This window comes from Oceanisphaera sp., from assembly GCF_048268965.1.
Classification (GTDB): domain Bacteria; phylum Pseudomonadota; class Gammaproteobacteria; order Enterobacterales; family Aeromonadaceae; genus Oceanimonas.
Window position 1 is genome coordinate 129,294 of record NZ_JBLWUK010000004.1, and the last position, 13,263, is coordinate 142,556.

Sequence of the window (13,263 nt, forward strand, 5' to 3'; positions counted from 1 at the left end):
TAAGCGAGATGTCTTATGCCCAAAGAGCATCATGAAAAACGTGCCCTCTATGTCCCTTTTGCCGGACCAGTACTGCTGGAAACGCCGCTATTGAATAAAGGCGGCGCTTTTTCCAAGGATGAGCGGATTGCATTCAACCTGGACGGCTTGTTGCCACACAATATCGAAACCATTGAAGAGCAGGCATCGCGGGCATTCAAGCAATATACTTCTTTTCAAAACGATCTCGACAAGCACATTTACCTGCGCAACATTCAGGATACCAACGAAACCTTGTTCTACCGTTTGGTACAGAATCACCTGAGCCTGATGATGCCCATCATCTACACCCCGACCGTCGGCAAGGCCTGTGAAGAGTTTTCCAACATCTATCGTCGTGCACGGGGCCTGTTTATTTCCTACCCGGATCGTGATCGTATTGACGACATTCTGCAAAACGCCACCAAACGCAACGTCAAGGTGATTGTGGTCACCGACGGCGAGCGTATTCTGGGCCTGGGCGACCAGGGTATCGGCGGCATGGGCATTCCCATCGGCAAGCTGTCTCTGTATACCGCCTGTGGTGGCATCTCTCCGGCCTACACCCTGCCTGTGGTACTGGATGCGGGAACCAATAACCCACAGTTGCTGAAAGATCCCATGTACATGGGCTGGCGCAACCCGCGGGTAACCGGCGAAGAATATGAAGAGTTTGTCGATGCCTTTATTCAGGCGGTGAAGCGTCGCTGGCCCAATGTGTTGTTGCAGTTTGAAGACTTCGCACAGAAAAACGCCATGCCGGTGCTCAACCGTTATAAAGACGAGCTGTGCTGCTTTAACGACGACATTCAAGGTACCGCCGCCGTGACCCTGGGCTCGCTGATTGCAGCCTGTCAGGCCAGTGGCAGCAAGCTGTCCGAGAAAAAAGTGGCCTTCCTGGGGGCCGGATCAGCCGGTTGTGGTATTGCCGAGCAAATCGTGGCACAGATGAAAGCCGAAGGCCTGAGCGATGAAAAAGCCCGCCAGCGCGTGTTCATGGTCGACCGTTTTGGTCTGCTCACCGACAACATGCCCAACCTGGTTGATTTTCAGCGCCCGCTGGCCCAGTCACTCGATCACCTCAGCGACTGGCAGACTGCCGACGAGAACATCTCGCTGCTGGAAGTGATGCAAAACGGTAAGCCCGACATCCTGATCGGGGTATCCGGCCAGCCAGGTCTGTTTACCAAGGAAGTGATCCAGACCATGCATGCCCATTGTGAGCGTCCGATTGTCTTCCCGCTGTCCAACCCCACCTCCCGGGTAGAAGCCACGCCAGAAGATATTATCAACTGGACCAACGGCCAGGCACTGGTTGCTACCGGCAGCCCGTTTGCACCGGTTGAATACAAGGGCAAGCTGTATGAAATCGTGCAGTGCAACAACTCCTACATCTTCCCCGGCATTGGCCTGGGGGTGTTGGCGTGTGGCGCCAAACGAGTAACCGACGCCATGCTGATGTCGGCCAGTCGCGCGCTGGCTGCCTGCTCTCCGATGGCCACCGACAGTGAGGGTGCCTTGCTGCCACCATTGGAAGACATTCAGGAAGTGAGCCGCCAGATTGCCAAAATGGTTGCCAAAACCGCCCAGCTGCAGGGCCAGGCGCTGCAAATTTCCGATGCGGCACTGGATGAAGCAATAGAAGCCAACTTCTGGAAGCCCGAATACCGGCAGTACCGTCGCGTTTCTTTCTAAATTCCACTCCTGGCGTTAGGTGGGTCAAGGGCATGCAGTGGCATGCCCTTTTTGTCAGTGAGAAGTAAGAGGGAAGGCGTGAGGAGTAATACCCACATCTGCAGGGACGGTGTTTGGCACCAGCTCCTCACGTTCACTCGGCAAAAAATAACTTTATGACGGTTTTTTGTTGAAAAACATGAATTCATCCTCATATAGCTTAACCTGAGCCACAGTGATGCTCGACGCTGCAACTATGCCTCGTTATAATGCCGCGTCTAATTTGCCGGGAAGACAGCACTGTTGTGAAAACACACTGTCTTCATCAAGATTCAAGGAAGCAGCCCAGGCTGTTTTAAATCAATCACAGGTCAGCACCAAGGTGCTGAAGATAATTGAGGTAGAAGAATGCAAGTTTCAGTAGAAACGACTCAAGGCCTGGAGCGCCGCCTGACCATAACCGTACCTGCCGACAAGGTAGACGGCGAAGTAAACAGCCGTCTGCGTCAACTGGCCAAGACTCGCCGTATCGACGGTTTCCGTCCGGGCAAAGCGCCGCTGACCGTTATCAAGAAAATGTTTGGTGCCTCGGTAGCAGAAGATGTGGCCGGCGACCTGATGCAGCGCAACTTTTTTGAAGCCGTGATCAGCGAAAAGCTGAACCCGGCCGGTATGCCAACCCTGGAGCCCAGCGCGTTGAAAGCCGGCCAGGACTTTACCTTTACCGCCACCTTCGAAGTGTATCCAGAAGTGGAAGTGAAAGGTCTGGACGCCGTTAGCGTAGAAAAACCACAAGCCGAAGTGCAGGACGCCGATCTGGATCAGATGATCGAAACCCTGCGCAAGCAGCACGCCGACTGGATTGAAGTTGAGCGTGAAGCCACCACCGACGACCGCGTAACCATGAACTTCGTGGGCTCGGTAGACGGCGAAGAGTTTGAAGGCGGCGCGGCCGAAGACTTCGTACTGGTATTGGGCTCGGGTCGTATGATCCCGGGCTTCGAAGACGGTCTGATGGGCAAGAAAGTAGGCGACGACTTTACTCTGGAAGTGAACTTCCCCGAGGACTATCACGCCGAAAACCTGAAAGGCAAGCCGGCCCAGTTCGCCGTTGCCGTGACCAAGGTTGAAGCCCAGCAACTGCCTGAGCTGACCGAAGAGTTCGTACAGCGTTTCGGTATTGCCGATGGCAGCGTTGACGGTCTGAAAGCCGAAGTGCGCAAGAACATGGAGCGCGAACTGGCCCAGGCCCTGAAAGCCTCTGTTAAAGAGCAGGTGATTGACGGTCTGCTGGAGCAAAATCCGGTTGACGTGCCAAAGTCACTGATCGACAACGAAATCGAGACCCTGCGCAAGCAGGCGCTGCAGCGCTTTGGTGGCATGGATCAGGCCAATGCACCGCAACTGCCAGCCGAGCTGTTCCAGGAACAGGCCGAGCGTCGAGTACGCGTGGGTCTGCTGCTGGGTGAAGTGATCAAGCAGAATGAAATCAAGGCGGATGATGCCAAGGTTCAGGAAATCATCGCTTCCATGTCTTCTGCCTACGAAGATCCGTCCGAAGTTGTCGCTTATTACAACGACAACCCGGAGCTGCTGGAGAATGTTCGCAACCTGGCCATCGAAGATCAGGCTATCGAGTTCGTACTGAGCCAGGCTCAGGTAACCGACAAGCAGGTTAGCTTTGACGAACTAATGAACAAGCCAGGGGTTGGTGCTTAATAAGCAGTTGACTTAGGCGTTAAGCTCTTGCGTATAATGGCCCTAGTGTAAGTGCACTCGGGCCATTTTGTTTTAGGGACAATATCTTATGTCAAATATGCATGATTCGATGACGAGCGGGCCCTTGGCTGCCCTCATTCCCATGGTGGTGGAGCAAACTGCCAAGGGTGAGCGTTCTTATGATATCTACTCTCGCCTGCTGAAAGAGCGAGTCATTTTTCTGACCGGCCAGGTAGAAGATCACATGGCCAACCTGATCTGTGCCCAGCTGCTGTTCCTGGAGTCAGAAAACCCGGAAAAAGATATATATTTGTATATCAACTCACCGGGTGGCTCCGTCACCGCCGGCATGTCGATTTACGACACCATGCAGTTTATCAAGCCGAACGTCAGCACTGTGTGCATGGGACAAGCTTGCTCCATGGGCGCCTTCCTGCTGGCGGGTGGCGCGGAAGGCAAGCGCTTTGTGCTGCCTAACAGCCGGGTGATGATCCATCAGCCTCTGGGCGGTTTCCAGGGCCAGGCGTCGGATATTCAAATTCACGCCAAAGAAATTCTCTACATTAAAGAAAAGCTCAATCGTCTGCTGGCCAAACATACCGGCCAGGAACTGTCGATAATTGAACGTGATACCGATCGTGACAACTTCATGTCTGCCGAACAAGCCAAAGAATACGGCCTGGTCGACGAGGTGCTGTTCAAGCGCGGTTGAGCAAAGCGGGGTGGGGTGCTGTACACTCTTTATACAGAGTGAGTAAGGCACTCCTCAGCCTGTACGCATATGAGGTGACTGAATGACAGAAAAACGCAAGGGCGAAGGGGACGGCGGCAAGCTGCTGTACTGTTCTTTTTGTGGTAAAAGCCAACACGAAGTGCGCAAGCTCATTGCCGGCCCTTCCGTCTACATTTGTGACGAATGTGTCGAGCTGTGCGAAGACATCATTCGGGAAGAAATCAAAGACATTTCGCCCAAGGTTGAGGGTGATGCGTTACCGACGCCACACGAAATTCGCGCCAATCTGGATGACTATGTCATTGGTCAGGATCATGCGAAAAAAGTGCTGGCGGTGGCCGTGTACAACCACTACAAGCGGTTGCGCAATGCCGGTACCACAGAAGGTGTTGAGCTGGGCAAGTCCAACATACTGCTGATTGGTCCGACGGGCTGTGGTAAAACGCTGCTGGCAGAAACCCTGGCCCGCTTGCTGGATGTGCCTTTCACCATGGCCGATGCCACCACACTGACCGAAGCCGGTTATGTGGGGGAAGACGTTGAAAACATCATCCAGAAGCTGCTGCAAAAATGTGACTACGATGTAGAAAAAGCCCAGCGAGGCATTGTCTATATCGATGAAATCGACAAGATTTCCCGCAAGTCCGACAACCCTTCCATTACCCGTGATGTCTCGGGTGAAGGGGTGCAGCAGGCGCTGCTGAAGCTGATTGAAGGCACGGTAGCCTCGGTACCGCCCCAGGGCGGACGCAAGCACCCACAGCAGGAGTTTTTGCAGGTAGACACCTCCAAAATACTCTTTATCTGTGGCGGCGCTTTTGCCGGGCTCGACAAGGTCATTGAGCAGCGTATGGACAAGGGAACCGGCATTGGCTTTGGTGCCGATGTGAAGTCGAAAGACAGCGGGGCTTCCTTGAGCCAGATCTTTACTCAGGTGGAGCCGGAAGACCTGGTGAAATACGGTCTGATCCCCGAGTTTATCGGTCGTTTGCCCGTGGTGGCTACCCTGACCGAGCTGGATGAGTCGGCTCTGGTGCAAATACTGTCCGAGCCGAAAAATGCGCTCACCAAACAGTATGGTGCCCTGTTCGCGTTGGAAGACGTTGAACTGGAGTTTCGTGACGACGCCTTGCGTGCCATTGCCCACAAGGCCATGGAACGCAAAACCGGTGCTCGTGGCTTGCGCTCCATTGTAGAAGCGGTCTTGCTGGACACCATGTACGACTTGCCGACGCAAGCGGACGTGGCCAAAGTTGTGGTAGATGAAACCGTCATCAAGGGCGAGTCGACCCCGTTACTGATTTATCAGAAAGGGGAAAACCAAGCCGCATCGGGTGACTGATTGTCTGTCTGACGCCTGATAACCCTCGGATCCAAAAAAGAAATTTTGCGGGTCCGAACTCGTTAATGCGTCATTTTTGACCAGTTAAAAGGGGCTTTATGCCCCTTTTTCTGTTTTTGTGTGCTCAGCGATTGAATCTTCCGATCTCGCCCCCATATACTGCTCAGCGCTATTACATTGCATTCAAGCTGAGAGGACACTATGACCCTAGAGCGTTCCGAACGCATCGATACCCCCGTTCTGCCTCTCCGTGACGTGGTGGTATACCCTCATATGGTAATTCCACTGTTTGTGGGACGGGAAAAGTCCATTCGCTGTTTAGAAGCAGCCATGGACCAGGACAAAAAAGTATTGCTGATCGCCCAGAAAGAAGCAGGCACCGACGATCCGGTGGCTGACGATCTCTATCAGGTCGGCACCGTTGCCAACATACTGCAGCTGCTGAAACTGCCCGACGGTACCGTCAAGGTATTGGTCGAGGGGGGCCAGCGGGCGCGCATGGGGAACCTGCGCGAAGAAGACGGCTACTTCGTTGCCGAAGCCCAGTACCTGGAAACCGAGGCGCTGGACGAGCGTGAGCAGGAAGTCCTGGTTCGCTCGGCCATCACCCAGTTTGAAAACTACATCAAACTCAACAAGAAGATCCCGCCCGAGGTACTCACCTCGCTGTCGGCGATTGAAGATGCTGCTCGCCTGGCCGACACCATGGCCGCCCACATGCCCCTGAAGCTGGAAGACAAGCAGAAGGTGCTGGAAGTGGTACAGGTTGGCGAGCGCCTCGAATATCTGATGGCCCTGATGGAGTCGGAAATCGACGTGCTGCAGGTTGAGCGTCGTATTCGTGCCCGCGTTAAAAAGCAGATGGAAAAAAGCCAGCGCGAGTACTATCTCAACGAGCAAATGAAAGCGATTCAGAAAGAGCTGGGCGAGATGGACGACGTGCCCGATGAATTTGAAGCACTGCTGCAGAAGATTGAAGACGCCGGCATGACCGAAGAAGCCCGGCAAAAAACCGACGCCGAGCTGGCCAAGCTGAAAATGATGTCGCCCATGTCGGCGGAAGCCACTGTAGTACGCGGCTACATCGACTGGATGATATCGGTGCCCTGGAAGAAAAAGTCCAAGGTGAAAAAGGATCTGGCCAAGGCGGAAGAGACCCTGGATGCCGATCACTATGGCCTGGAAAAGGTCAAAGAGCGCATCATAGAGTATCTGGCCGTACAAAGCCGGACCAACAAGCTGAAAGGGCCTATCTTGTGCCTGGTGGGTCCACCGGGTGTGGGTAAAACCTCGCTGGGACAGTCGATTGCCAAGGCCACGGGGCGTAAATATGTGCGCATGGCGCTGGGCGGCGTACGAGATGAAGCGGAAATTCGCGGTCACCGCCGTACCTATATTGGCTCCATGCCGGGCAAACTGATCCAGAAAATGGCCAAGGTGGGAGTACGCAACCCCCTGTTCCTGCTCGATGAAATCGACAAGATGGCGTCCGACATGCGTGGCGATCCCGCTTCTGCACTGCTCGAGGTGCTGGACCCGGAGCAGAACCACAGCTTTAACGATCACTATCTGGAAGTGGACTATGACTTGTCGGACGTGATGTTCGTGGCCACGTCCAACTCCATGCACATTCCGGGCCCCTTGCTGGACCGGATGGAAGTCATCCGCTTGTCGGGTTACACCGAAGATGAAAAGCTCAACATTGCCAAAAACCACCTGCTGTCCAAGCAAATCAGCCGTAACGGTCTGAAAGAAAGCGAAATAGTGGTGGAAGACTCGGCGATTATCGGCATCATTCGTTACCATACCCGCGAGGCTGGCGTACGTAGCCTGGAGCGGGAGATTTCCAAGCTGTGCCGCAAGGCGGTGAAGGAAATCCTGCTGAATAAAGACATCAAGCAGGTGGTGATCAATCAGGAGAACCTGAAAAAATATCTGGGTGTGCAGCGCTTTGACTACGGCAGAGCTGAAGAGCATAACCAGATAGGCCAGGTGACCGGTCTGGCGTGGACCGAAGTGGGGGGCGAGCTGCTCACCATAGAGGTGGCGAACGTGCCCGGCAAAGGTAAACTGGCGTATACCGGTTCTTTGGGTGACGTGATGAAAGAGTCGGTGCAGGCGGCCATGACAGTGGTACGCTCTCGTGCCGACAAGTGGCGCATTAACAGCGACTTCCACGAGAAGCGGGATATCCATGTGCACGTGCCGGAAGGGGCAACCCCGAAAGACGGTCCGAGTGCTGGTGTGGCCATGTGTACGGCATTGGTGTCCAGCCTGACCGGTAACCCGGTGCGGGCCGATGTAGCCATGACCGGCGAGATCACCCTGCGCGGCGAAGTATTGCCCATCGGTGGTTTGAAAGAAAAACTGCTGGCGGCGCGTCGTGGTGGTATCAAGCGGGTGCTGATCCCGAAAGAAAACGAGCGTGATCTGGAAGAGATTCCGGCCAACATTACCCAGGATCTGGAGATTCATCCGGTGCGCTGGATAGAAGAAGTACTGGAGTTGGCACTGGAACAGCCACCAGAAGGCTTTTCTGCGGTACCGGCATAAGCTTTTTTCGTCTTAACTCATGGTTCTGACTTGTCAGCAGCCCTGAGTCGCAGTAGCCTTGGGTAAAATTATCCGGCTACGCTTGCGACATGGATGGCATCGGTGGTTAGCCTGAGGGCAGGGGTCTTGTATTGAGACCTTGCCATCCATTAATCAATAACAATATCGAAGGGTTGCTTCACTAAAGCAACGTATCAACGACAAGGGGAATGACTGTGAACAAATCTCAACTGATCGACAAGATCGCCGACGGCGCCGACATCACCAAAGCAGCTGCTGGCCGTGCCTTGGATGCCTTTGTTGAATCCATTACCGAAACGCTGAAAGAAGGCGAGCAGGTCTCTCTGGTGGGTTTTGGTACCTTTTCTGTGCGCGAGCGTGCAGCTCGTACCGGCCGTAACCCGCAAACCGGTGCTGCCATCGAGATTGCTGCCGCCAAAACACCTGGCTTTAAAGCCGGTAAAACCCTGAAAGATGCGGTTAACTAATACTTCTGCTGCCGGGCTCCTGGTCCGCTAAGCCATGACTCGAAAGGCGCATCAACTAGGTGCGCTTTTTTTTCGATTACGACGACACACCCCTCTAGTGGGAGTAAAGACAAATTATGTTTTTTGACAAACTCAGAGCGGGCGCCCAGGGCACCGTTTCTAAAGTCATCCTGGTATTAATTATTTTATCTTTTGCCCTCGCCGGGGTGGGCAGTTACGTCACTCAACCCAAGGTCGAAATTGCCGCCGAGGTGAACGGCGATGAAATCAGTGCCCAGGAACTGGAAAATGCCTATCGTAACGAGCGTGCCCGGCTGGAAAGCCAGCTCGGCCCCCAGTTCAGTGAATTGCTGGGTGATCCTTTATACGTAGAGCAGCTTCGCCGCTCGGTACTGGAGCAGCTCATAGAGCAGCGCCTGATCGATCAGAAGGTACAAGAGCTGAACTTATACGCCAGTGACGAGCAGGTGCGTAACGCCATTCGTGCCCTGCCCGAGTTTCAGCAAGATAACAAATTCAGCAACGATCGCTATCAGCAACTGCTGGCCCGAAGTGGCATCAGTGCCGAACAGCTGCGGGACAACATACGCCAGGATCTGAGCCGCCAGCTGTTGCTAAATGCCGTCATCGGCTCCGCTTTTACCCTGGAAGCCGAAGCGGGCCTGCTGGACCGTTTAAGCCGCCAGCAACGGGATGGTGAACTGGTGCGCTTGCCGCTGGCCAACTTTAACACCAGCGTGAGTCTGAGCGAGGAAGAAGCCAAGGACTATTATCAGCAGCACCCCGAACAGTTTCAGCGTCCGGAGCAGGTTAAGGTCAACTATCTGCTGCTGGATGCCAGTAGCCTGACGGCGGCCCAGGTGGATGAAGCCGCCATTGAAGCACAATACCAGGCCAACCTGAGCGCCTACAGCCAGCCAGAGCAACGGCAGGTGGCGCACATCATGCTGAACAAGAGCGAAGGGGCAGCCGACAAGCTGCAAGCCATTCGTGAACGCATAGCTGCAGGTGAGTCGTTTGCCGAGCTGGCTCAGGCCGAATCGGATGATGTGTTCTCCGGCGCTAACGGTGGCGAGCTGGACTGGATGGAGCAGGGTACCCTGGATCCCGCCTTCGATGCAGCGGCATTTGCCCTGAACGAGACCGGCGAGATTTCCCCCGTGGTTGAAAGCGAGTTTGGCTTTCACCTGATCACCTTGCTGGACAAGCGTGACGCCAAAACCAAGCCACTGGCCGAAGTGCGCGATGCCATTGCCGCTCATCTGAAACAAGAGCAGGCCGCCAATGCATTTTATGAGCAGGAGCAGCGGTTGGCCGAGCTGGCGTTCGAGTTTCCGGACTCGCTGGACGTTGCCGCCGACGAGCTGGGCCTGACGATAGTGTCTACCGACTACTTCTCGGCGCAAGATGCCCCCGCCGCCATCAATGACCCCCGCGTGCTTACGCCGGCTTTTTCCGGAGAGCTACGGGACCAGGCCATGAACTCGGAAGTGATTGAGCTGGGTGATAACAAGGCGGTGGTGATCCATGTGACCGAGCACAGAGCGGCTGCGGTGCGCGAGTTTGCCGAAGTGAGTGAACAGGCGCGCGAACTGGCGCTGGCGGCAAAAGCCCGTGAAGTCGCAGCTCAGGCTGCCAGCGAGCTGCAGCAAGCCTGGGCCGCCGGCGAGCAGGGTGCCTGGCTGGCAGAGCACGGCTTGACCATAACCGAGCTCAAGGGCATCACCCGTGACAGTGAGCAGGATCCTGCGGTGCTGACGGCCTTGTTTGCCATGGCGGCACCGGAAGGGGAGTCTTCCAGCCTGCACACCCTGGCCCTGGCCGATGGTAGCCAGGCGGTGTTAAAGCTGAACGCGGTGACCACACCGCAAGACAGCTCCGAGTTGCTGCCCCAGATCCAGCAAAGTCAGGCCGCCCTGCAGGGGCAGCGTGAATACGAAAGCCTGTTATTGGCACTCAAGGCTGCGGCCAGCATTAAATATCAAAAATTACCATCTATTGATGATAACTTCTGATATTGCTTAAATAAAAAAGGCGCTGCGGCGCCTTTTTTAATGGCTATGGAAGGTATTTATTGCCAATATCTAACGGATTGGATAATAAAGATTAAGCGCTTATCCTGGTGGACGTTTCCTTTTCAATGGCATCTTGGTTATGATGCTATCCATAGGGTAAGTGTTATATGATAAGCAGGTTAACGAAGTCGGAGAGCATCTTTTGATAAACGTATTCCTGGTTGATGACCATGAGTTAGTGCGTACAGGGATCCGACGCATACTAGAAGACGTCAAGGGAATGAAGGTGCTGGGCGAAGCCAAAAGTGGCGAAGACGCCGTGCAGTGGTGTCGTGAGCAGCATCCCGATGTGGTATTAATGGACATGAATATGCCGGGGATAGGTGGCTTGGAAGCCACGCGCAAGATATTGCGTTTTAATCCGGATATAAAAATAATCGTCCTGACCATTCATACCGAAAACCCGTTTCCTACCAAGGTGATGCAGGCAGGAGCCTGTGGTTATCTGACCAAGGGCGCGGGACCGGAAGAAATGATTAATGCCATTCGTCTGGTGCACAGTGGCCAGCGTTATATTTCACCCGAAATTGCCCAGCGCATGGCGCTGAGTCAGTTTTCCAACGATGAAAACCCGTTCAAGCAGTTATCCGAACGAGAACTGCAAATCATGCTGATGATTACCAAGGGTCAGCGAGTGACCGACATTTCCGAGCAGTTAAGTCTGAGTCCTAAAACTGTAAACAGCTATCGTTATCGTTTATTCAGCAAGCTGGATATTAATGGTGACGTCGAGCTGACTCACCTTGCCATTCGTTATGGCATGCTGGATGCAGAAAAAATATAACCAGTGATGAGCCACTCTTTTGATGCCCAGGCTTTTTTAAAGGTCGTCACCGAGCAACCCGGCGTGTATCTGATGTTTGATGACGCCGGGGTGATTATTTATGTCGGTAAAGCCAAAAATCTGAAAAAGCGGTTATCTTCTTATTTTCGTACTCAGGTGAGTGGCGAGAAGACCCGTGCCCTGGTGCGGCACATTCATGATGTACAAGTCACGGTGACCCATACCGAGACCGAAGCCCTGATCCTGGAACACAACCTGATCAAACAGCATCTGCCGCGTTACAACGTGCTGCTGCGTGACGATAAATCCTACCCCTATATTATTATCAGTGACCATCGCCATCCGCGTATTGGCCTGCACCGGGGGGCCCGCAAGAAGAAGGGCGAATACTTCGGGCCTTACCCCAACGGGGCGGCGGTGCGTGAAAGCCTGCACCTGATGCAAAAGCTGTTTCCGGTGCGCCAGTGCGAAGACAGCGTGTATGCCAACCGCTCTCGGCCTTGCCTGCTCTACCAGATCAAACGCTGTGCCGGCCCTTGTGTGAGCGGTCTGGTCAGCGATGAAGAATATAACCATCAGCTGCAACTGGCACGCTTGTTCCTGCAGGGTAAAAACCAGCAGGTGCTGCAAGACCTGGCCAACAGCATGGATCTGGCCAGCACCGAGCTGCGCTTTGAGGACGCCGCCAAATATCGCGACCAGTTACAGGCCCTGCGCCGGGTCCAGGAGCAGCAGTTTGTGAGCGGCAATGTGCTGGATGATCTGGACGTGATCGGGCTGGCTCTGTCACCCAGCCAGGCCTGTGTACAGGTGCTGTTTATTCGCCAGGGCAAGGTGCTGGGCAGTCGCAGTTATTTTCCTAAAATGCCGCCGGATACCGACGGCGAAGAAATACTGCAAAGTTTTGTGCTGCAGTTTTACCTGGCCGGCATAGGGGGCCGCGAAGCGCCGGCGGAAATCTTGCTCGACTACACCCTGTCTGACGAAGCCGTGTTAAGCGACACCCTGAGCCAGCATTATGGCCGCCGTATCAAGTTGCGCAGCCGGACCCGATCCGAGCGGGCACGCTTTATCAAGCTGGCCACTACCAATGCAGAAACCGCACTGGCCAGTCGTCTGGCGCACAAGAGCACGCAACGACAACGCTTGCTACAGTTGGAAGAAGTGCTGGCCTGCCCACCGATTAACCGCATGGAATGTTTTGATATCTCCCATACCATGGGGGAAAAAACCGTGGCTTCTTGCGTGGTGTTTAATCAGGAAGGCCCCAACAAAAGTGAATACCGGCGCTTTAACATCACGGGTATTACCCCGGGGGATGATTATGCGGCCATGGAACAAGCCTTGAGCCGACGTTTTCATCAAGCCGATATCGACAAGCTACCGGACATTCTGTTTATCGATGGGGGCTTGGGCCAGTTGGCACGAGCCGAAGAAGTGATAGCCCGCGAGCTGGCCGACAGCCCACGCCAGCCGCTGCTCATCGGGGTGGCCAAGGGGGTCACGCGCAAGGCCGGGCTGGAGACCCTGATCATGGGCGGCAGTCACGAAGAGCGGCATTTACCGGCGGACTTGCCGGCATTACACCTGATTCAGCATATACGTGACGAGTCGCACCGTTTTGCCATTACCGGCCACCGGGCGCAACGAGGCAAGGTGCGCACCACCAGCACGCTGGAAACCATTCCCGGCGTGGGCGCCAAACGGCGGCAGGCACTGTTGAAATACCTGGGCGGTATTCAGGAAGTCAAACGCGCCAGTGTGGATGAACTGGCCAAGGTGCCGGGGATCAGCCTGTCACTGGCAGAAAAAATTCACGATGCATTGCATCACTAAGCGGCATCATGCACCATGTAGCGGCATCATCTAATGGTCTA

9 protein-coding genes are annotated in these 13,263 nt (G+C 54.6%); all 9 read left to right on the plus strand.

Going from position 1 to position 13,263, the window contains the following annotated elements; genetic code table 11:
* Positions 1–15: 15 nt before the first annotated feature.
* The 9 genes from ACN0VL_RS03935 (at position 16) to uvrC (ending at position 13,222) form a co-directional block, all read left to right on the plus strand.
* Positions 16–1,713: an NAD-dependent malic enzyme gene (locus tag ACN0VL_RS03935; protein ID WP_417614822.1), complete on the plus strand. Its 1,698-nt coding sequence runs from the start codon at positions 16–18 to the stop codon at positions 1,711–1,713.
* Between the two features lie 387 nt (positions 1,714–2,100).
* Entirely contained in the window at positions 2,101–3,411 is a 1,311-nt protein-coding gene (gene tig, locus ACN0VL_RS03940) for a trigger factor (RefSeq protein WP_417614823.1), read from the plus strand.
* A 109-nt stretch (positions 3,412–3,520) separates the two neighbouring features.
* Complete coding sequence (gene clpP, locus ACN0VL_RS03945; RefSeq protein WP_417614824.1) at positions 3,521–4,123, plus strand: ATP-dependent Clp endopeptidase proteolytic subunit ClpP; 603 nt, start codon at positions 3,521–3,523, stop codon at positions 4,121–4,123.
* Between the two features lie 82 nt (positions 4,124–4,205).
* Entirely contained in the window at positions 4,206–5,486 is a 1,281-nt protein-coding gene (gene clpX / locus ACN0VL_RS03950) for an ATP-dependent protease ATP-binding subunit ClpX (RefSeq protein ID WP_417614825.1), read from the plus strand.
* A 201-nt stretch (positions 5,487–5,687) separates the two neighbouring features.
* Positions 5,688–8,039, plus strand: coding sequence for an endopeptidase La (gene lon, locus ACN0VL_RS03955; RefSeq protein ID WP_417614826.1), 2,352 nt, complete (start codon positions 5,688–5,690; stop codon positions 8,037–8,039).
* Between the two features lie 215 nt (positions 8,040–8,254).
* Positions 8,255–8,527: a nucleoid-associated protein HU-beta gene (hupB, locus tag ACN0VL_RS03960; RefSeq protein ID WP_188629896.1), complete on the plus strand. Its 273-nt coding sequence runs from the start codon at positions 8,255–8,257 to the stop codon at positions 8,525–8,527.
* 116 nt (positions 8,528–8,643) lie between these two features.
* Positions 8,644–10,542, plus strand: coding sequence for a SurA N-terminal domain-containing protein (locus tag ACN0VL_RS03965; RefSeq protein WP_417614827.1), 1,899 nt, complete (start codon positions 8,644–8,646; stop codon positions 10,540–10,542).
* Between the two features lie 202 nt (positions 10,543–10,744).
* A complete protein-coding gene (gene uvrY, locus ACN0VL_RS03970; protein ID WP_417614828.1) occupies positions 10,745–11,386 on the plus strand; it encodes a UvrY/SirA/GacA family response regulator transcription factor in 642 nt (213 codons plus the stop codon).
* Between the two features lie 6 nt (positions 11,387–11,392).
* Positions 11,393–13,222 (plus strand): excinuclease ABC subunit UvrC, encoded by a 1,830-nt coding sequence (uvrC, locus tag ACN0VL_RS03975; RefSeq protein WP_417614829.1) that lies wholly within the window; start codon positions 11,393–11,395, stop codon positions 13,220–13,222.
* Positions 13,223–13,263 lie beyond the last annotated feature (41 nt).

Coding starts and splice junctions, on each gene's coding strand:
- clpX (WP_417614825.1), top strand. CDS start 4,206: ATGACAGAAAAACGCAAGGGCGAAGGGGACGGCGGCAAGCTGCTGTAC.
- clpP (WP_417614824.1), top strand. CDS start 3,521: ATGACGAGCGGGCCCTTGGCTGCCCTCATTCCCATGGTGGTGGAGCAA.
- uvrC (WP_417614829.1), top strand. CDS start 11,393: ATGAGCCACTCTTTTGATGCCCAGGCTTTTTTAAAGGTCGTCACCGAG.
- ACN0VL_RS03935 (WP_417614822.1), top strand. CDS start 16: ATGCCCAAAGAGCATCATGAAAAACGTGCCCTCTATGTCCCTTTTGCC.
- tig (WP_417614823.1), top strand. CDS start 2,101: ATGCAAGTTTCAGTAGAAACGACTCAAGGCCTGGAGCGCCGCCTGACC.
- ACN0VL_RS03965 (WP_417614827.1), top strand. CDS start 8,644: ATGTTTTTTGACAAACTCAGAGCGGGCGCCCAGGGCACCGTTTCTAAA.
- lon (WP_417614826.1), top strand. CDS start 5,688: ATGACCCTAGAGCGTTCCGAACGCATCGATACCCCCGTTCTGCCTCTC.